Raw genomic sequence first — 19,645 nt, 5'->3', positions numbered from 1 at the left:
ACAGCCAACTCCGCTTTTCCAACGGGCTTCCGCCTTGTCTGGCCTTCGCTCGCTACGGTCAGGGTTCACTTAAACCTGTAGGGTGGATGTCGCTTTTTACATCCACCATGATGCCCACGATGATCTCCGCTCAGCTTCACCGAGGAATCCCATGTATCAACTCAACGACCTTCTGCACCTGATGGCCCGGCTGCGCGACCCGCAGCATGGCTGTCCCTGGGACCTGCAGCAGGATTACGCCAGCATCGTGCCGCACACGCTGGAAGAGGCGTACGAGGTGGCCGATGCCATCGAGACCGGCGATTTCGAGCACCTGCCCGGCGAGCTGGGTGATCTGCTGTTCCAGGTCGTCTACTACAGCCAGCTGGGTCAGGAAGAGGGGCGTTTCGATTTCGCCACGGTGGTCGATGCGATCACCCGCAAGCTGGTCCGGCGTCATCCGCATGTCTTCCCCGACGGCGATCTGTACGGCTCGTTCGATCTGCCGCGCCTCGACGAGGCGGCCATCAAGCAGCGCTGGGAAGAGATCAAGGCCGAGGAACGCGCCGAGAAATCCTCCGCGCCCGAGCAGTTGTCCCTGCTCGACGATGTGCCTGGTGCGCTGCCGGCATTGAGTCGCGCCGCCAAGTTGCAGAAGCGCACGGCCCAGGTCGGTTTCGACTGGCCGGACGCACTGCCGGTGGTCGACAAGGTGCGCGAGGAACTCGATGAGGTGCTCGTGGCGATGAGCGAGAACGATCCCGAGGCCATGGCCGAGGAGATCGGCGATCTGCTGTTCGTCACCGTCAACCTCGCGCGGCACCTGAAGGTGGACCCGGAAAATGCCCTGCGCGGCGCCAATGGCAAGTTCGAGCGGCGCTTCCGCTTCATCGAACAGGCCCTGCGCGAGCGCGGCCGACCCATCGAGGCCTGCGATCTGGCTGAGCTGGATGCGTTATGGGATGAAGCCAAGAAGGCCGAACAGCCGCTTTCCTGCGGTTGACGGCACTGAGGATTTCGTAGGATGGAAGTCGCTTTTCACGTCCACCACAATCCCTCCATGCCTGTAGGGCCGAATTCATTCGGCACGGTGCCCCAGGCCGAACAAGTTCGGCCCTACGCGGGTCCAGCAGCCACGGGCTGCAAGTACTTGGTGGATGTGGCTTTTCATATCCACCACAATCGACCCTTCGCTTAATCCCAATCACGACAGACGAGCCGAAACATGAGTCTTTCCCTTCGCGACCAGTTGCTCAAAGCGGGGCTGGTCAATGAGAAGCAGGTCAAGCAGGCCGGCAAGCAACAAAAGAAACAGCAGCGTCTGGTGCACAAGGGCCAGGCCGAGAAGGATGACTCGCAACGCGAGGCAGCGCTCAAGGCCCAGGCCGAGAAGCAGGCGCGCGACCAGGAGCTCAACCGCCAGCAGCAGGAGAAGGCCGAGCAGAAGGCGCGCACCGCGCAGATCAAGCAGCTGATCGAGACCAGCCGCCTGCCCAAGCTGACCACCGAGGATTACTACAACTTCGTCGACGACAAGAAGGTCAAGCGCCTGTCGGTCAACAAGCTGATGCGCGACAAGCTCTCCAGCGGCTCGCTGGCGATCGTCCGTCACGGCGGTGGCTACGAGGTGATTCCGCGCGAGGCCGCCTTGAAGATCCAGGAGCGCGACCCGCGCCGGATCGTGCAGCTCAACGTGCAGACCGAAGCGCCGGATGCCGACGACCCCTACGCCGCCTACCAGATTCCCGACGACCTGATGTGGTGAGTCGCCGACGGAAGGAGGGATAGAACCCGGCCGCTGCTCCTCTACAGATAGACCCCCGGTCCGGCTGGACCTGACCGGACCGTCCGATTACAGCCGTGGAGGGCAGCGACATGGGTAATGAAGCCATCCGTCATTCCGACGAGCTCGACAGACTCGACCTGAACGCCGGTGGCGTACCGGGCGATCCCGAGGAGCCCGGCGTACCGGATCTGCCCACCGAACCGGGCGAGCCGACGATCCCGGATCAGCCGCCACCGGCGCCGGTGGCCTGAGTCAGAGGACACCAGGCACCTTAGGCATCGCATCAGGCCGAACGAGTTCGGCCCTACGGTTTGGCAAGCTCCACCCGTAGGGCCGAATTCATTCGGCCAGCCGTTGCATAAGGGCGGACAGGTCAGCCCACGCAGCCCTAGTCCGCCGCGGTATTCGCTGCCAGGCCCTCGGCCCGCCGCAGCAGGTCGATCACTTCCTCGTCGCTGGTCTGGTCGAAATTGGCGTAATGCCGGCCGACGCCGATGAAGGGCTCGGGCATGGCCAGGCAGATCAGCTCATCCACTTCACCTTGCAGCACTTCGATCACGTCGCGTGGGCCCACGGGGGTCGCCAGCACCATTCGCCGTGGGCCGGCCTGGCGCAGGCCCTTGAGCGCTGCCCGCACGGTCGCGCCAGTGGCGATGCCGTCATCGATGACGATCACACAGCGACCTGCCACCGAAGGTGCCGGACGATCGCCGCAATAATGCTGGCGCCGCCGCTCCAGTTCGGTCAGCTGGCGCTGCATCTCTTCCTCGAACCAGCTCGGCGGCGGATTTATCTGCTGCAGCAACGCCTGGTTGACCACCCATTGCGGATCGGCGCCGTCGATCACCGCACCCAGCGCCAGTTCCTCATTGCCCGGCGCGCCGATCTTGCGCACCAGCACCAGATCCAGCGGCGCCTTGAGCAGGCTGGCCACCTCGAAGGCGACCGGCACGCCGCCGCGCGGCAGGGCGAGCACCAGCGGCTGTTCGCTCGCCAGATGGAGGAGGGCTTCGGCCAGTTCCTGACCGGCGTGGACACGGTCGCGGAACAGGCTCGATTCAGGAACGAACATGCGCATGGCTCATTCTCCGAACGGGTAGGTGTCGGGCACGGTGGTTTCGTCGATACGGCGCGGGCCGATGGGTGTAACTGCCGTGGTCTGTTCCAGCCAGAGCAACGCGTCGAATTGCTCGGCCAGGATCGCCTGGAAGTAGTGGCTCTGGCGTTCGGTCTGGGGCCGGTAGATGACGCCGATCGCCCGTTCCAGGCGTGGCCGCGCCAGTGCCTGGCGCAGCTCGCGATGGTTGTCGCCGCGCCACTCGGTCAGCGAGGCGGGATGGCCGGCCTGCAGGAACAGCTGCTCCCAGCTGTCCGGTCGGGACGGGCGCACCTGCTTGAGCTGCATGGGCTCGTCCCAGTTGTCGGCGGCGGCGACTTCGCCGCGGTCCGTGGCCATGCCGATCAGCACCGCCTCACGACCGAAGGCGGTGCGACAGAGCTCGCCGATGTTGAACTCGCCGCCCCAGCCCATGGAAGTCGCGGCGGCATTACCGATGTGCGAATTGTGCGCCCAGACCACCGCACGGGCGTCCGCGCCGCGATGCTCCAGCAGTGCGCGCAAGGTGTCGAACATGTGCCGGTCGCGCAGGTTCCAAGACTCGGTGGAGCCGCGATACATGGCGCGGTAATAGTGCTCGGCGGCCATCACCACACGGGCGTTGCGCTCGGCATCGAAGAAGTCGCCGTCGTCGCGGCCCATGTATTCCAGGCGCTGCGCCAGCAGTGCGCTGAGCTGCTCGGTCACCGCCTGTTCGCAGGATGGCTGGCCGAGCATCACGTTGTGGCCGTAGCCGGCCGGTTCTTCGTGCCAGGGGCTCAGACAGCCGTAGCGTCGGCGGGCGGCGCTGGCCGCCGCCGGGTCGACCTGGTCGAGATAGCTCAGCACCTCGCGTATCGAGGCGCCCAGGCTGTAAACGTCCAGCCCGCGAAACTCCACACGCCGCTCGGTCGGCAGAGCATCGTTGTGCCGGCGCAGCCAGCGGGTGAAGTCCGCCACCTCGCGGTTGCGCCACATCCAGGCGGGGAAGCGCTTGAAAGAATCCTCGACCCAGGAGGCGGGCTGGCGCTGGCGCACGTGGCGGTCGATCTGCGCGGCGTCCGGCCAGTCCGCTTCGGCGGCGACGATGTTGAAGCCGTGGCGCTCGATCAGGCGCCGGGTGATGGCGGCGCGGGCGCGATAGAACTCCGAGGTGCCATGGCTGGCCTCACCGATCAGCACCACGCGGGCATCGGCGAAGCGCTCGAAATGGTCGGCAAAATGCGGGTCGTCGATCGACGGAAGCGCGATTGCATGGGCACGCAGCAGGGCCACCAGTTGTTTTTCGCTGACCTCGGCAGAGGCTCTAAGGCGGGGTTCGCTCATGGCCTCGCTCCTCTTGGTGGGGTGTCTATCAATGACCCAGCCCCACAGGCCCTGTTCATTCGGCTCGACGGAAGGCCGAAGTAATCCGAACCGCCGAACTGAAAGTGGCGCGCGGGCCTCTAACGGATGGACGTCGATGTCGGCGGGCTTTTCCGGCCGAAGGCGCTATTTAGAGAGGGGCTGCCCATGACCACCTGGATCATCGCTTATAACAAGGACGGCAATACCGAGACCCTGAAAACCGAGTCCGATCACCAGCCGGATATCGACGAGGCGGTCGAACTGGTCACCCAGATGGCCCGGCGCGAATTTGGCGAAGGGGATCTGGATCACGAACATGACCCGGACCTGGAGGACACGCCGGCCACCCGCCTGGCCGAGCGCTACGGCATCACCATCACGGGGATTTCCCAGGCCTGAGGCGCGACTCGCGACGAAACGGGAACGGACCCTAGCGCACTCTCCAGACGCTGTCCTCGCCCACCACATAGATGCGCTGAGCGTCTTCGGCGCCGACTTCCAGCATGCCGGTGAAGGCGCCGAAGGCGGGCAACAGGCTGATTCGCTCGCCGATGCAGAAGCATGGCAGGCGCAGGCTTTGCCGGCCGCGCCCCTGCAGGCGAAAAGCGGGATGCAGGTGGCCGGCCAGCACGTGGTGGCTCGGGTGCGGTTCGGGTTCGTGCTGCAGGGCGAAGGGGCCGAGCAGCAGCGGTTCGGGCACGACGCCGATGTCCAGCTCCATGGGCGGATCGCCCGCGCGGCGGTCATGGTTGCCGCGTATCAGGGTGATTTCCAGCCACGGATGTCGTTGGCGCCAGGCGAGCAATTGTGCGTGCGTCGCCGGCGTGCGGGATTCGGGGGCGTGCAGGAAGTCGCCGAGGAAGATCAACCGACGGCTGGGGTACTGCGCCAGCAGTGCGTCGAGGCGTTGCAGGTTGGCCTGGGTGGTGCCTTGGGGCACCGGCTGGCCGAGCCTTCGATAGGCCGCGGCCTTGCCGAAATGAATATCGGCGATCAACAGCGCCCGTTCGCCCGGCCAGTAGACAGCCTTGTCGGCGAGCAGCCAGAGTTCGGTCTGTTCCAGTTCGATGGGAAGGTAGGGGTTCATCGTTGTCCTGTCGCTGGCCGTTTTCGTCACCTATCGGGTCGAACCCGTTCGGTCGGTCGTTGCGTGCGGCTTGTAGGGCCGAATTCATTCGGCCAGCGGTTGGGCAAGGCCGAACAAGTTCGGCCCTACGGGTTCGGGGTCAGCTTTGCCGGAGCGCTTGAAGGCACCACCTTTCCTGTAGGGCCGAATTTATTCGGCCAGCGGTTGTGCCAGGCCGAACAAGTTCGGCCCTACGGTCGTCATCTTCGCGGTCTCGGTGTGCCGTCCTTGCGCACGCGGGGTTTGCGTTTCGGGCCGGTTTCCTTTTCGACGGCGATGGCGGCGTTCCGTTCGGGCTGATAGCCGCCGGGGCCGGCGGCCTTGTCCAGCTCGGCGACCATGCGGCGGATGCGGTCGGCCAGCTTTTCCGAAGTCAGGCTTTCGCGAAAACGCTCGACCATCAGTGGAAAGGCCAGCGGGGTGGTGCGTTTGACCTGATGCACGTCCAGCCGGCGCTGCTGCAGGCGCGTCAGGGTCTGTTCCAGCCGCTCCACATCCAGCTCCTGGCGCAGCACTTCTTCCTCGGCCTGGGTCAGCAGCAGGTTGGCCGGGTCGTACTGGCGGAACACGTCGAAGAACAGCCCGCTGGAAGCCTGCAATTGTCGCGCGCTCTTCTGCGCACCGGGATAACCGGAAAAGACCAGTCCGGCGATGCGCGCGATCTCGCGAAAGCGCCGGCGCGCCAGCTCGCCGGCATTGAGGCTGGCCAGCACGTCGTGCAGCAGGTTGCCTGTGTCGAACAGCGCCGGGGTCAGCCCCTGCAACCAGTCCACTTCGGTGGCCGAGAGCAGTTCCAGGCCATAGTCGTTCACCGCGATGGAAAAGGTCAGCGGCTGACGCTGGCCCATGCGCCAGGCGAGCAGGCTGGCCAGGCCGAGGTGCACGTGGCGACCGGCGAAGGGGTAGAGGAACAGGTGCCAGCCCTCGCGGGATTTCAGCACCTCGGCCAGCAGCGTGGTTTCGCTGGGCAGCGCCGACCAGTTCATCTGCACCTGCAACAGCGGTTGCACCAGGCGCATCTCCTGGCTGTCGAAGCGCCCCCGCGCGGCGGCGCCCAGCTGCTCCACCACGGCATCGGCCAGTTCGCTGGAAAGCGGCATGCGCCCGCCGTTCCAGCGTGGCACGGCGGCCTTCCTGCCGCTGGCGCGGTTGACGTAGACGGTCATGTTTTCCACCCGCACCAGCTCCAGCAGGCGCCCGGCGAAGAGGAAGTTGTCACCCGGCCGCAGGCGCGCGATGAAACCTTCCTCGACGGAGCCCAACGAACGCCCGGTGCCGCCTCGGGCCCAGAATTTCACCGTCAGGCTGGCATCGCTGACGATGGTGCCGATGCTCATGCGATGGCGCAGCGCCACGCGTTTGCTCGGCACTTTCCACAGGCCGCTTTCGTCCGGCTCGACGCGTTGATAATCCGGGTAGGCCGTCAGCGAATGGCCGCCGTGGCGCACGAACGCCAGCGCCCATTGCCACTGGTCGTCGTCCAGCTGGCGATAGGACCAGGCCTGGCGCACTTCGACGAAGAGTTCTTCGGGGCGGAAACCGCCACCCAGCGCCATGCTGACCAGATGCTGCACCAGCACATCCAGCGGTCGCTGCGGGGCGCTGCGGGCCTCGATCCGGCGTTCGGCGACCGCCACCTGCGCCGCGGCGGCTTCGATCACTTCCAGGCTGTGGGTGGGCACCAGCGTCACCCGTGAGGTGCGTCCCGGCGCGTGACCGGAACGCCCGGCGCGCTGCATCAAGCGGGCGACGCCCTTGGGCGAGCCGATCTGCAGCACGCGTTCGACCGGCAGGAAATCCACCCCCAGGTCCAGGCTGGACGTGCAGACCACGGCCTTCAGCGCACCCTGTTTCAGGCCCAGCTCGACCCAATCGCGCACGTCGCGGGCCAGCGAGCCATGGTGCAGAGCGATCAGCCCGGCCCAATCCGGGCGTGCATCGAGAATCGCCTGATACCAGAGCTCCGACTGCGAGCGGGTGTTGGTGAACACTAGTGAGGTGGCGGCCGATTCGATCTCCTCGACCACCTGCGGCAGCATGCGCAGGCCCAGGTGCCCGGCCCAGGGAAAGCGTTCGAGGCTGGGTGGCAGCAGGGTGTCGACCTTGAGCGCTTTGTCGATGCGCCCCTGGATCAACCGCCCCTGTCCGGGGTGCAGCAGTACGTCGAGCGCGTGGGGCTGGTTGCCCAGGGTGGCAGACAGGCCCCAGACGATCAGCTCCGGTATCCAGCGGCGCAGCCGCGCCAGCGCCAGTTGCAGTTGCACGCCACGCTTGTTGCCCAGCAGCTCGTGCCACTCGTCCACCACCAGCATGCGCAGGCTGCCGAAGGCCTGGCGGGCATCGGCGCGGGTCAGCAGCAGCGTCAGGCTTTCCGGCGTGGTGATCAGCGCGCTGGGCAGGCGTCGGCTCTGGCGTGCGCGTTCGGCACTGCCGGTGTCGCCGGTGCGCAGGCCGACGCTCCAGGCGATGCCGAGATCGTCCAGTGGCGCCTGCAATGCTCGCGCGGTATCGGCGGCCAGGGCGCGCATGGGCGTGATCCAGAGGACGCTGAGTGGGGCGGGTTTGTCCGATGGTTTGACAGGTGCCTGTGGCTTCTTCTCGGGCAAGCCCGCTCCTACGGAAGCGAAACGATCGAGCGCGCCGAGCCAGACGGCATAGGTCTTGCCCGAGCCGGTGGTGGCGTGGAGCAGACCGGACTCGCCGTTCTGCACGGCTTGCCAGACGTCCCGCTGGAACGCAAAGGGTTGCCAGCCATGGCGGGCGAACCAGGTTTCGGCGAGAGGGCCAGTTTTCAGCGGGGACTGCGTCATGTGCCATTCCGTCTGGTGGGATCTTGCCTGCCGGACATTCAGGCCCTCGCAGGGCCTGGCCGGCCATGACGGGCCGGCCTTCCGTAAGCACCACCTGGTCTGACAGCGCGCGGCGCCGCCTAGCTCGACCGCGCTGTCCTCAGATTGCCACCAGCCCGCGCACGCCGTCGGCTTCCATGGTTTCGCCCCGGCCCTGCTGGACGATCTCGCCGCGGCTCATCACCAGGTACTGGTCGGCCAGTTCCGCAGCGAAGTCGTAGAACTGCTCCACCAGCAGGATCGCCATATCGCCCTTGGCGGCGAGTTTCTGGATAACGGCGCCGATCTCCTTGATCACCGAGGGCTGGATGCCTTCGGTGGGTTCGTCGAGGATCAGCAGGCGTGGGCGGCTGGCCAGGGCACGGCCGATGGCCAGCTGTTGCTGCTGGCCGCCGGAAAGGTCCCCACCGCGACGATGCTTCATTTCCTCGAGGACCGGGAACAGCTCGTAGATGAACTCGGGTACTTCCCTGGCCTCCTTCGCGCTGAAACGGGAAAGCCCCATCAGCAGGTTTTCCTCGACGGTGAGGCGGCCGAATATCTCTCGCCCCTGAGGCACATAGGCGATGCCTGCATGCACGCGCTGATGGGGCTTGAACCCCGTGATCGGCTTGCCTTCCCACCTCACCGAACCTTCCTTGGCCGGGATCAGGCCCATCAGGCACTTGAGCAGCGTGGTCTTGCCGACGCCGTTGCGGCCCAGCAGGCAGGTGACTTCGCCGATCTTCGCCTCGAACGAGAGGCCGCGCAGGATGTGGCTGCCGCCGTAGTACTGATGGAGTTGCTCGACTGTAAGCATGTCGATGTCCTTGCTGGTGTTGTACGCGTGAAAAAGGCTTCGCCGTTTTCCACCCTACGGTTCGGCCGCTCGTTCAGCGCCCCAGATACACTTCGATCACACGTTCATCCGCCTGTACCTGGGCCAGTGAGCCCTCGGCCAGTACCTGGCCCTGGTGCAGCACCGTGACGTGGTCGGCGATGGTCTCGACGAAGCCCATATCGTGCTCGACCACCATCAGCGAATGCTTGCGGGCGAGGGACTTGAACAGCTCGGCGGTGAACTCGGTCTCCGCATCGGTCATGCCGGCCACCGGTTCGTCGAGCAGCAGCAGTTGCGGGGCCTGCATCAGCAACATGCCGATCTCGAGGAACTGCTTCTGGCCGTGGGAGAGCAGACCGGCCGGGCGGTGGCGGGACTGGCCCAGGCGAATGGTGTCGAATACTTCGTCGATGCGGTCGCGTTGCTCGCCGCTGAGCCTGGCCCCGAGGCTGGCCCACACCGATTTGTCGGTCTTCTGCGCCAGCTCCAGGTTCTCGAACACGCTCAATGCCTCGAACACGGTCGGCTTCTGGAATTTGCGGCCGATGCCGGCCTGGGCGATCTCCACCTCGCTCATGCGCGTCAGGTCCAGGGTGTCGCCGAACCAGGCGCTGCCGCTGTCGGGGCGGGTCTTGCCGGTGATGACGTCCATCATGGTGGTCTTGCCGGCGCCGTTGGGGCCGATGATGCAGCGCAGCTCGCCGACGCCAATGTACAGGCTGAGGTTTGTCAGCGCCTTGAAGCCGTCGAAGCTGACGTTGATGTCTTCGAGGCTGAGAATGGTGCCGTGACGGGCATCCAGGCCTTCGCTTTTCATGCGGCCGAGGCCGATGGCGTCGCGGCCTCGGCCGTCGGCCATCAGTTCGGCTACGGGGGCGGTTTTCATTGCTCGTTCCTCCGGCGCAGCAAGCCGATGACGCCCTTGGGCAAGTACAGGGTGACGACGATGAACAGCGCGCCGAGGGCGAACAGCCAGTACTCGGGGAAGGCCACTGTGAACCAGCTCTTCATCCCGTTGACGATGCCGGCGCCCAGCAGCGGTCCGATCAGCGTGCCGCGTCCGCCCAGGGCGACCCAGACGGCGGCTTCGATGGACTGGGTCGGCGCCATCTCGCTGGGATTGATGATGCCTACCTGAGGCACGTAGAGCGCGCCGGCCAGGCCGCAGAGCACAGCCGACAGCGTCCAGATGAACAGCTTGTAGCCCCGCGGATCGTAGCCGCAGAACATCAGGCGGTTCTCCGCGTCGCGCAGCGCGGTCAGTACCCGACCGAACTTGCTGTGCGCCAGCCGCCAGCCGAGATACAGGCTGCCGGCCAGCAGGGCCACGGTGGTGAGGAACAAGACGGCGCGGGTCGCCGGGGCCGATATCGAGAAGCCGAGGATGGTCCTGAAATCGGTGAAGCCGTTGTTGCCGCCGAAGCCGGTCTCGTTGCGGAAGAACAAGAGCATGCCGGCGAAGGTCAACGCCTGGGTCATGATCGAGAAGTACACGCCCTTGATCCGCGAGCGGAAGGCGAAGAAACCGAACACGAAGGCCAGCAGGCCCGGTACCAGTACCACCAGGCACATGGCCCAGAGGAAGCTCGAGGTGCCGTACCAGTACCAGGGCAGCTCGTTCCAGGCGAGGAAGCTCATGAAGGCGGGCAGGCCGTCACCGGCGCTCTGGCGCATCAGGTACATGCCCATGGCGTAGCCGCCGAGGGCGAAGAACAGCCCGTGACCGAGCGACAGCAGCCCGGCGTAGCCCCAGACCAGGTCCAGCGCCAGGGCGACGATGGCGTAGCAGAGGATCTTGCCTACCAGCGTCAGGGTATAGGCCGAGACATGGAAGGCGTTGTCAGCCGGTAGCAGATGCAGCAGGGGCATGGCGACGAGGATGGCGAGAACGGCGCCGAGAACGATGACGGTCAGTGCCGGGCCGGCTTTCTGTGCGGCGGTGAGGGTGATTGGCTGGTTCATGGGCGACAGCCTCGAATCTGGGCAGCGAATGTAGGGCCGAATTCAGTCGGCCGGGCAGCCGGCGAGGCTGCCCATGTGGAGGGGCGAGGGGAGCCATGGCCGAACAAGTTCGGCCCTACGCAAGCCGCTGATTCGGCTACGAGATCAGCCTGTAGGGCCGAATTCAATCGGCCAGGGGCGCCGGCAAGATGCAGGCCCGGATTTACCCGAGCGGTGACGCATGCGAACTGTAGGGCCGAATTTATTCGGCCAACGGAGCTGACGCCGAACGCATCGATGGAAGAGAGCGCTTTCAATCGATCACCCTCCCTTTCAGCGCGAACAGCCCCTGGGGACGCTTCTGGATGAACAGGATGATCAGCGCGAGGATCAGGATCTTGCCCAGCACCGCGCCGATCTGTGGCTCGAGGATCTTGTTGGCTATCCCTAAGCCGAAGGCGGCGAAGATGCTACCGGCCAACTGGCCGACGCCACCGAGCACCACTACCAGAAAGGAATCGATGATGTAGCTCTGGCCGAGATCCGGGCCGACGTTGCCGATCTGGCTCAGCGCCACGCCGCCCAGCCCGGCAATGCCGGACCCCAAGCCGAACGCCATCATGTCGATACGGCCGGTGGGCACGCCGCAGCAGGCGGCCATGTTGCGGTTCTGCGTCACGGCCCGGACGTTCAGGCCCAGGCGGGTCCTGTTCAGCAGCAGCCAGGTCAGCGCCACGACGAACAGCGCGAAGCCGATGATCACCATGCGGTTATACGGCAGCACCAGGTTCGGCAGCACCTGCAAGCCACCGGAGAGCCAGGCGGGGTTGGCCACCTCGACGTTCTGCGCGCCGAACAGCACGCGCACCAATTGAATCAGGATCAGGCTGATGCCCCAGGTCGCCAGCAGGGTTTCCAGCGGGCGGCCGTAGAGGTGGCGGATCACCGTGCGCTCCAGCGCCATGCCGATGCATGCGGTGACGAAGAAGGCCACCGGTAGCGCCACGAGCGGGTAGAAGGCGAGCGCCTCGGGCGCGAGTCGGGCCATCAGTACCTGCACCATGTAGGTGGTGTAGGCGCCGAGCATGAGCATTTCGCCGTGGGCCATGTTGATCACTCCGAGCAGGCCGAAGGTGATCGCCAGGCCGAGCGCGGCCAGCAGCAGGATCGAACCCAGGGACAGGCCGCTGAAGGCCTGGCCGAGCAGTTCGCCGAACAACAGCTTGCGCTTGACCTGCGCCAGGCTGGTTTCGGCGGCCTTGCGCACGGCGGCGTCGGTTTCAGCCTCGTCGGCCAGCAGGTTTTCCAGCCGCACCCGGGCAAGCGGTGCGCCAGTTTCGCCAAGCAGGCGCACGGCGGCCAGGCGTACCGCGGGATCGCCAGCACTGAGCTGCAGATTGGCGAGTGCCAGTGCCAGGGCCTCGCTCACGGCCGGGTCGTCTTCGGCTTCGAGGCGCTGCTGGAGCAGGCCGAGTTGTTCGGGCTGGCCGCTGCGCTGGAGGCGCTTGGCGGCACTGAGACGCTGCGACGTTTCCTCGGAAAACAGCTGGTGGCTGGCCAGCGCCGTATTCAGCAAGCCGCGCAGGCGGTTGTTCAGGCGCAGCTTCTTCGGCGTGCCGTCGGGTTCGGCCTCGCCTTCGAGGGCGCGGTAGCCGCCGTTCTCCTCGACGAAGGGGGTTTTGTTGCGGTCGATGGCGACGCGGTTGGCGCGCAGCGCTTCGATCAATTGCAGGCGCTCGGGTATGGGCGCGACGGCCCAGCTTTCCAGCAGTTTCGCCTGCTGCGCCGGGCTGGCGCTGGCATAGTTGGCTGCGTCTCCGGCCTGCGCCACCCAAGGCAGGGCCAGCAGGAGCAACAGGAGGATTCGGTGCAGGGCAGTGTTCATCTGTGTATTTCCCAGGGAGGCCGCGTGCTCTCTTGATGGAGCTTGTGGCGGCCGACAGGTGGATGGCGTTTCATCCATCCACCACGAAGGACATCCTCAGTTCGACTTAACCGCGTAATCCGGCTTCTTGTCGTTGCCGGGGATGTACGGGCTCCACGGCTGGGCGCGGACCGGGCTTTCGGTCTCCCAGACCACCGAGAACTGGCCGTCTTCCTGTACCTCGCCGATCATCACCGGCTTGTGCAGGTGGTGGTTGGTCTTGTCCATGGTCAGGGTGTAGCCGCTCGGCGCTGCGAAGGTCTGCCCGGCCAGGGCATCGCGCACCTTGCCGACGTCGGTGCTGCCGGCCTTCTCGGCCGCCTGCGCCCACATGTGGATGCCGACATAGGTGGCTTCCATCGGGTCGTTCGTTACCGCCTTGTCGGCGCCCGGCAGGCCCTTGTCCTTGGCGTAGGCCTTCCACTTGGCGACGAACTGCTCGTTGACCGGATTCTCCACCGACTGGAAGTAGTTCCAGGCGGCCAGGTGACCGACCAGCGGTTTGGTGTCGATGCCGCGCAGCTCCTCTTCGCCGACCGAGAAGGCGACCACCGGCACGTCGGTGGCTTCCAGGCCCTGGTTGGCCAGTTCCTTGTAGAACGGCACGTTGGAGTCGCCGTTGATGGTCGACACCACCGCTGTCTTGCCGCCAGCGGAGAACTTCTTGATGTTGGCGACGATGGTCTGGTAATCGCTGTGGCCGAAGGGGGTGTAGACCTCTTCGATGTTCGCTTCCGGCACGCCCTTGCTGATCAGGAAGGCGCGCAGAATCTTGTTGGTGGTGCGCGGGTAGACGTAATCGGTGCCCAGCAGGAAGAAGCGCTCGGCGCTGCCGCCATCCTCGCTCATCAGGTATTCCACCGCCGGGATGGCCTGCTGGTTCGGCGCGGCGCCGGTGTAGAAGACGTTCGGCGAGAGCTCTTCGCCTTCGTACTGCACGGGATAGAACAACAGGCCGTCGAGTTCTTCATAGACCGGCAGCACGGACTTGCGCGACACGCTGGTCCAGCAGCCGAAGGTCACCGCGACCTTGTCCTGGGTGAGCAGCTGGCGGCCCTTCTCGGCGAACAGCGGCCAGTTCGAGGCAGGGTCGACCACCACCGGCTCGAGCTGCTTGCCGAGCACGCCGCCGTTGGCGTTGATCTCGTCGATGGTCATCAGCGCCATGTCCTTGAGCGAGGTCTCGGAGATGGCCATGGTGCCGGACAGCGAATGCAGGATACCGACCTTGATGGTCTCGGCGGCCTGCAGGGTGAACGGGAACAGGCCGCTGAGCATCAAGGCGCTGGCGGCGAGGGTGGACTTCAGTAGGGGACGGCGTTTCATCGTGAATGGCTCCTTGGCTGTCCGTGCGCAACTGTGGGTGGGTCCGTGGGGACCTGGAGCGTTATCGCAGCATCCGTGCCAGTTTTGCGGGGAGCCTTCTAGATCGGGGCTTTGCCGCCGTTTTCGCCCATGCGCCACGACAATGTGGCGGGCTGGGGTGGTGCGAAAACGGGGCAATGGACCTGCGGTGGGGCGTTGTGTTGCGCGCTCGTGGTGCGGCTGGCTAAAGGTCAGCCTGCCAGCAGCCAGGCGCCGGTCAGTGCCGAGGCGGCACCGGCTATGCGGATCAGGGGCGCGGCGGCTTGCGGCAGGTTGCGTGCAACGAGGTAACCGGCGGCATGCAGGAACGCCGTAGCGGCGATGAAGCCGACCGCGTAACCCCAGGGGCTGGCCAGCTCCGGCAGCTCCAGTCCGTGCGCCATGCCATGGCTGAGCGCGAACAGGGCAGTCAGACCGGCCGCCAGCGGCAGCGGCGGACGTACCGCCAGCGCCACCAGCAGGCCGAGCGCCAGGACCGAACCGGCGATACCGGTTTCCATGAGTGGCAGTTCAATGCCAGCGAAACCGAGCAGGCCGCCGATGAGCATCGTCGCGACGAAGGTCAGCGGCAGCGCCAGCCGCGCCTTGCCCTGTTGTTGCGAGGCCCACAGGCCGACGGCAAGCATCGCCAGCAGATGATCGAGACCCAGGATCGGATGCGTGATGCCGGACATTACCCCGGCATGGTCATGGCCCGGGTGGGCGAAGGCCAAAGCCGGGCTGAGCAGCAGGGCGAAAGCGAAGGCGAAATTTTTCTGCAGGTTCATGCGGTGTTCCTCTGACGGTCGGTTGCGATTTGCGGTTGCAGGCGTCACGCCTACGGGATGCTTCTGCTCAGGCGCTACGGAGCATTCCCTGTCGTTCGATGAAGGCGATGATGTCGTCCAGGCCCTGGCCGATTTTCTGGTTGCTGAACACGAAGGGCTTGTCGCCGCGCATCGTGCGGGTGTCGCGCTCCATGACTTCCAGCGAGGCGCCGACCATGGGCGCCAGGTCGATCTTGTTGATCACCAGCAGGTCGGACTTGCAGATGCCCGGTCCGCCCTTGCGCGGCAGCTTGTCGCCGGCCGAGACGTCGATCACGTAGATCGTCAGGTCCGACAGCTCGGGGCTGAAGGTGGCCGACAGGTTGTCACCCCCGGATTCGACTAGGATCAGATCCAGCCCCGGAAAGCGCCGGTTGAGTTGCTCGACGGCCTCCAGGTTGATCGAGGCATCCTCGCGGATCGCCGTGTGCGGGCAGCCGCCGGTTTCCACGCCGATGATGCGCTCGGGCACCAGCGCCTCGTTGCGCACCAGAAACTGGGCGTCTTCCTGGGTGTAGATGTCGTTGGTGACCACGGCCAGGTTGTAGCGCTCGCGCAGCGCCAGGCACAGGGCGAGGGTCAGCGCGGTCTTGCCGGAGCCGACCGGGCCGCCGATGCCGACACGCAGGGGTTGGGCGTTCATGGTGATGTCCTCTGTTGCGGTAATAGGGTGATTGCGATGCCTGTCGCGCTCATGAGCGAAACAGTCGGCTGTACTGGCGCTCATGGGCCATGCTCGCCAGCGCCAGGCCGAAAGGAGCGCTGCCCCAGTGCTCGGGGGCGATTTCGCTCGCGGTGCGCTGGGCCTGCCCCAGCGTCGGCAGCAGTTCGGAAGTCAGCCGCTGGGCGGCCTGCTGGCCTAGCGGAAGGGTCTTCATCAGCACGGCCAACTGGTTTTCCAGCCAGCCCCAGAGCCAGGCCGTGAGCGCATCGGCGGGCGGGATGGCCCAGGCGCGCGCGGCGAGCGCCCAGCCCAGGGCAACGCCGGGTTCGTCGATGCGTTCGAATAGCGCGCGGGCAGGCTCGTCCAGTTCCGGCAGATTGCTCAGCAACTGCTTGAGCGAGTACCCCATCTGCCGACTTTCCAGGCGCAGCTCCCGCGTTTCGCGGCTGGCGCGATGGCACGCGGTCAGCCGCTCCAGTGCGTGCCAGTCGTCAGCGGCGGCCGCGTCGCAATGGGCCAGCAGCAAGGGCATCTCGAAGCGCGCCAGATTGAACAGCATCTGGTCGCCGAGCCAGCGTCGGGCGCTGGGCTCGTCACGCACCAGACCCCGTTCCACCGCCATTTCCAGACCCTGGGAATAGCTGTAACCGCCGATAGGCAACTGCGGGCTGGCCAGGCGCAGCAACGCGAACGCAGGCGGATTCACCGGCGCGCGCCGAACTGGTGCAACCTCGGCGCATAACTGAACTCGGCCTCGCCGGCGTGGGAGTGGTGGTGGCCGCCGCCGTAGGCGCCATGTTCCGGCTGGAAGGGCGCTTCGATGGCTTCGACGCAGGCGCCCAGTTGCAGCAGCATGTCCTTGAGCACGTAATCGTCGAGCAGGCGCAGCCAGCCGTCACCGATCTGGAGGGCCACGTGACGATTGCCCAGGTGGTAGGCCGCCCGTGTCAGCTCGAAGCTGTTGGCGCAGGTGACTTGGAGCAGCTGTTCCGCACGGGCGCGCACAATGACGATGCGTCCGTCCTGGGCCAGCAGGCATTCGCCCTCGCGTAGCGGCGGCTGGCCGCGTTCGAGGAACAGACCTACCTCTTCGCCTGTGGTGGAAAAACAGCGCAGGCGCGACTTGCTGCGCGCCTCGTAGCTCAGTTCCAGCTCGGCGTCGCCGTTGGCCTGCGCAGTGGTGCGTTGGTGAATGACCAGCATGGGGCAGTTCCGCTTGTTTGATGAACGCAAAGCAGAGCAAGGCCCTTGCCAATCTGTGGGGCTCGACCTGTCGTGCGGGCTGTGGCAGCCGGATTGCCTGAAAATGGCGCATGGACTGTGTCGTCCTGGTGCGTGGCGGTGCGTCGCGCATCACGTTGGTGCGTGATAACCACGCGATGGCGGATTGAAATCCGCCCTACATGTGCCGCGCCGCGAACCGAGGAGCGGAACATCGTCGGGCGCGCTGCCGCGCGCATAGCGCAAATCCGTAGGGCGGAAATCTTTCCGCCGCTGCGGCGCGTGGGGATCAGAACAGAAAGTAGCGCTGCGCCATCGGCAGTACCTCGGCCGGCTCGCACCAGAGCAGCTGGCCGTCGGCCCTGACCTGATAGTTCTGCGGATCAACCTCGATCTGTGGCGTGTAGTCGTTATGAATCAGGTCCTTCTTCTGCACCTCGCGGCAACCCTTGACCACACCGATCCTCTTCTTCAGCCCCAGTTGCTCGGGCACGCCGGCCTCGAACGCGGCCTGGCTGATGAAGGTGAAGCTCGACGCGTGCAGCGAGCCGCCGTAGCTGCCGAACATCGGCCGGTAGTGCACCGGTTGCGGGGTCGGGATCGAGGCGTTGGCGTCGCCCATCAGGCTGGCGGCGATGACCCCGCCCTTGAGGATCAGCGTCGGCTTGACGCCGAAGAAGGCCGGGCGCCAGAGCACCAGGTCGGCCCACTTGCCCACTTCGATCGAGCCCACTTCGTGACTGATGCCGTGGGTGATCGCCGGGTTGATGGTGTACTTGGCGATGTAGCGCCTGGCGCGGAAGTTGTCGTTGCCCGGCGCATCCTCGGCCAGTGGCCCGCGCTGCTTCTTCATCTTGTCGGCGGTCTGCCAGGTGCGGGTGATGACCTCGCCGACGCGGCCCATGGCCTGGCTGTCGGAGCTGATCATGGAGAAGGCGCCCAGGTCGTGGAGGATATCCTCCGCCGCAATCGTTTCCCGGCGGATGCGGCTTTCGGCGAAGGCCACGTCCTCGGCGATGCTCGGGTCGAGGTGGTGGCAGACCATCAGCATGTCCAGATGCTCGTCGATGGTGTTGCGGGTGAACGGCCGGGTCGGGTTGGTCGAGCTCGGTAGCACATTCGGGAACCCGCACGCCTTGATGATATCCGGCGCATGGCCGCCGCCGGCGCCCTCGGTATGGTAGGTGTGGATGGTGCGCCCCTTGAACGCGCCGAGGGTGGTTTCGACGAAGCCGGACTCGTTCAGCGTGTCGGTGTGGATCGCCACCTGGATGTCGTACCGGTCGGCGACCGACAGGCAGTTGTCGATGGCCGCCGGGGTGGTGCCCCAGTCCTCGTGCAGTTTGAGGCCGATGGCGCCGGCCTCGATCTGCTCCACCAGCGGTCCGGGCAGCGAGACGTTGCCCTTGCCGGTGAAGCCGATATTCATCGGGAAGGCTTCGGCCGCCTTGAGCATCTGCGCCATGTGCCACGGCCCTGGCGTGACCGTGGTGGCGAAGGTGCCGGTGGCCGGCCCGGTGCCGCCGCCGATCATGGTGGTGGTGCCGCTCATCAGCGCCTCTTCGATCTGCTGCGGGCAGATGAAGTGGATGTGGGTGTCGATGCCGCCCGCCGTCAGGATCATGCCCTCGCCGGCGATCACTTCGGTGGCGCCACCGATAGCGATGGTCACGCCGGGCTGGATGTCCGGGTTGCCGGCCTTGCCGATGGCGGCGATGCGCCCGTCCTTGAGGCCGACGTCGGCCTTGACGATGCCCCAGTGGTCGAGGATCAGCGCGTTGGTGATGACCGTGTCGACCACCTCAGCGGCGCCCAACTGGCCCTGGCCCATGCCGTCGCGGATGACCTTGCCGCCACCGAACTTCACTTCGTCGCCATAGACGGTGAAGTCCTGCTCCACTTCGATCCACAGCTCGGTATCGGCCAGGCGCACCTTGTCGCCGACGGTGGGGCCGAACATGTCGGCATAGGCTTGGCGGGAAATCTTCATTCGTTTCGTCTCGGTAGGGTGGATGGCCGAAGCCATCCACCGGTCAGGGGCACGGTGGAAAAGCCTTCGGCGTTTTCCACCCTACGAATCGGGTCGCGTCAGAGGTCGCCCATCACCCGTCCGGCAAAGCCGAACACGCGGCGATTGCCGGCCAGTTCGACCAGTTCCACTTCGCGGCTCTGGCCCGGTTCGAAGCGCACCGCGGTGCCGGCCGGGATGTTCAGGCGCATGCCGCGCGCCTGTTCGCGGTCGAAGGCGAGGGCGTCGTTGGTCTCGAAGAAGTGGTAGTGCGAGCCGACCTGGATCGGCCGGTCGCCGCTGTTGGCCACGTTCAAGGTCAGGGTGCGGCGGCCGGCGTTGAGTTCGATGTCGCCGTCCTGGATCTGGTATTCGCCGGGGATCATGGCGGGAATCCTGTTCAGGGGATGGGTTGATGGACAGTGACCAGCTTGGTGCCGTCAGGGAAGGTGGCCTCGACCTGAATCTCCGGAATCATTTCCGGCACGCCTTCCATGACCTGTTCGCGGCTGAGCAGAGTGGTGCCGAAGTGCATCAGCTCGGCGACGGTCTGGCCATCGCGGGCGCCTTCGAGCAGCGCCGCGGAGATGTAGGCCATCGCTTCCGGGTAGTTGAGCTTTACGCCGCGCGCCAGGCGTCGCTCCGCCACCAGGCCGGCGGTGAAGATCAGCAGCTTGTCTTTTTCTCTTGGCGACAAATCCATAACGGCTCCA

The 19,645-nt window shown here is 65.8% G+C and carries 20 protein-coding genes; 4 read left to right on the top strand and 16 right to left on the bottom strand.

The annotated features are described in order from the left end of the window. Positions 1-151 precede the first annotated feature (151 nt). The 3 genes from mazG (at position 152) to EA795_RS21190 (ending at position 2,016) form a co-directional block, all read left to right on the top strand. Positions 152-982, top strand: a complete 831-nt coding sequence (gene mazG, locus EA795_RS10620; RefSeq protein WP_122077120.1) for a nucleoside triphosphate pyrophosphohydrolase — start codon at positions 152-154, stop codon at positions 980-982. Positions 983-1,204: 222 nt separating this feature from the next. Next, a complete protein-coding gene (locus EA795_RS10615) occupies positions 1,205-1,744 on the top strand; it encodes a DUF2058 domain-containing protein (RefSeq protein WP_058075468.1) in 540 nt (179 codons plus the stop codon). Between the two features lie 110 nt (positions 1,745-1,854). Beyond that, positions 1,855-2,016, top strand: coding sequence for a hypothetical protein (locus EA795_RS21190; RefSeq protein ID WP_014853346.1), 162 nt, complete (start codon positions 1,855-1,857; stop codon positions 2,014-2,016). 137 nt (positions 2,017-2,153) lie between these two features. Here EA795_RS21190 and EA795_RS10610 read toward each other — a convergent pair whose 3' ends face one another. After that, positions 2,154-2,843: a phosphoribosyltransferase gene (locus EA795_RS10610; RefSeq protein ID WP_014853347.1), complete on the bottom strand. Its 690-nt coding sequence runs from the start codon at positions 2,841-2,843 to the stop codon at positions 2,154-2,156. Positions 2,844-2,846: 3 nt separating this feature from the next. After that, a complete protein-coding gene (locus EA795_RS10605) occupies positions 2,847-4,187 on the bottom strand; it encodes an erythromycin esterase family protein (RefSeq protein WP_014853348.1) in 1,341 nt (446 codons plus the stop codon). Between the two features lie 186 nt (positions 4,188-4,373). Here EA795_RS10605 and EA795_RS10600 point away from each other — a divergent pair, with 186 nt between their 5' ends. Next, positions 4,374-4,607 carry a hypothetical protein gene (locus EA795_RS10600; protein ID WP_014853349.1) on the top strand — a complete coding sequence of 78 codons (234 nt, stop codon included), beginning with the start codon at positions 4,374-4,376 and terminating at the stop codon, positions 4,605-4,607. Between the two features lie 31 nt (positions 4,608-4,638). Here EA795_RS10600 and pdeM read toward each other — a convergent pair whose 3' ends face one another. The 14 genes from pdeM to ureA form a co-directional block, all read right to left on the bottom strand. Next, a complete protein-coding gene (gene pdeM, locus EA795_RS10595; protein ID WP_014853350.1) occupies positions 4,639-5,295 on the bottom strand; it encodes a ligase-associated DNA damage response endonuclease PdeM in 657 nt (218 codons plus the stop codon). Between the two features lie 239 nt (positions 5,296-5,534). Continuing rightward, positions 5,535-8,144, bottom strand: coding sequence for a ligase-associated DNA damage response DEXH box helicase (locus EA795_RS10590; RefSeq protein ID WP_122077117.1), 2,610 nt, complete (start codon positions 8,142-8,144; stop codon positions 5,535-5,537). Positions 8,145-8,283: 139 nt separating this feature from the next. Next, the gene (gene urtE, locus EA795_RS10585) at positions 8,284-8,982 is read right to left on the bottom strand and encodes an urea ABC transporter ATP-binding subunit UrtE (protein WP_122077113.1); all 699 of its coding nucleotides are present in this window, start codon (positions 8,980-8,982) and stop codon (positions 8,284-8,286) included. A 73-nt stretch (positions 8,983-9,055) separates the two neighbouring features. Then, positions 9,056-9,889, bottom strand: coding sequence for an urea ABC transporter ATP-binding protein UrtD (gene urtD / locus EA795_RS10580; RefSeq protein ID WP_058077491.1), 834 nt, complete (start codon positions 9,887-9,889; stop codon positions 9,056-9,058). Further along, positions 9,886-10,965, bottom strand: a complete 1,080-nt coding sequence (gene urtC / locus EA795_RS10575; RefSeq protein WP_122077110.1) for an urea ABC transporter permease subunit UrtC — start codon at positions 10,963-10,965, stop codon at positions 9,886-9,888. Before urtC ends, urtD begins: the two co-directional genes overlap by 4 nt. 292 nt (positions 10,966-11,257) lie before the next feature. Beyond that, on the bottom strand, positions 11,258-12,829 hold the full coding sequence (gene urtB / locus EA795_RS10570; RefSeq protein WP_122077107.1) for an urea ABC transporter permease subunit UrtB: 1,572 nt from the start codon (positions 12,827-12,829) through the stop codon (positions 11,258-11,260). 96 nt (positions 12,830-12,925) lie between these two features. After that, positions 12,926-14,194, bottom strand: a complete 1,269-nt coding sequence (urtA, locus tag EA795_RS10565) for an urea ABC transporter substrate-binding protein (protein WP_122077103.1) — start codon at positions 14,192-14,194, stop codon at positions 12,926-12,928. Between the two features lie 230 nt (positions 14,195-14,424). Further along, positions 14,425-15,000 carry a HupE/UreJ family protein gene (locus EA795_RS10560; protein ID WP_115028137.1) on the bottom strand — a complete coding sequence of 192 codons (576 nt, stop codon included), beginning with the start codon at positions 14,998-15,000 and terminating at the stop codon, positions 14,425-14,427. Between the two features lie 67 nt (positions 15,001-15,067). Continuing rightward, complete coding sequence (gene ureG / locus EA795_RS10555) at positions 15,068-15,682, bottom strand: urease accessory protein UreG (RefSeq protein WP_122077099.1); 615 nt, start codon at positions 15,680-15,682, stop codon at positions 15,068-15,070. Positions 15,683-15,731: 49 nt separating this feature from the next. Further along, complete coding sequence (locus tag EA795_RS10550; RefSeq protein WP_122077096.1) at positions 15,732-16,409, bottom strand: urease accessory protein UreF; 678 nt, start codon at positions 16,407-16,409, stop codon at positions 15,732-15,734. After that, entirely contained in the window at positions 16,406-16,906 is a 501-nt protein-coding gene (gene ureE, locus EA795_RS10545) for an urease accessory protein UreE (protein ID WP_122077093.1), read from the bottom strand. The genes EA795_RS10550 and ureE overlap by 4 nt, the downstream gene beginning before the upstream one ends. Positions 16,907-17,213: 307 nt before the next feature. Continuing rightward, positions 17,214-18,914 carry an urease subunit alpha gene (ureC, locus tag EA795_RS10540; RefSeq protein WP_122077090.1) on the bottom strand — a complete coding sequence of 567 codons (1,701 nt, stop codon included), beginning with the start codon at positions 18,912-18,914 and terminating at the stop codon, positions 17,214-17,216. A gap of 98 nt (positions 18,915-19,012) precedes the next feature. Then, positions 19,013-19,318: an urease subunit beta gene (locus EA795_RS10535; RefSeq protein WP_122077087.1), complete on the bottom strand. Its 306-nt coding sequence runs from the start codon at positions 19,316-19,318 to the stop codon at positions 19,013-19,015. 14 nt (positions 19,319-19,332) lie between these two features. Next, positions 19,333-19,635, bottom strand: coding sequence for an urease subunit gamma (ureA, locus tag EA795_RS10530; protein ID WP_122077085.1), 303 nt, complete (start codon positions 19,633-19,635; stop codon positions 19,333-19,335). Positions 19,636-19,645 lie beyond the last annotated feature (10 nt).

The organism is Stutzerimonas nitrititolerans (genome assembly GCF_003696285.1).
GTDB classification, from domain to species: domain Bacteria; phylum Pseudomonadota; class Gammaproteobacteria; order Pseudomonadales; family Pseudomonadaceae; genus Stutzerimonas; species Stutzerimonas nitrititolerans.
The sequence above is the reverse complement of the archived record's forward strand: the minus strand, read 5'-3'. Positions and strand labels throughout refer to the sequence as shown.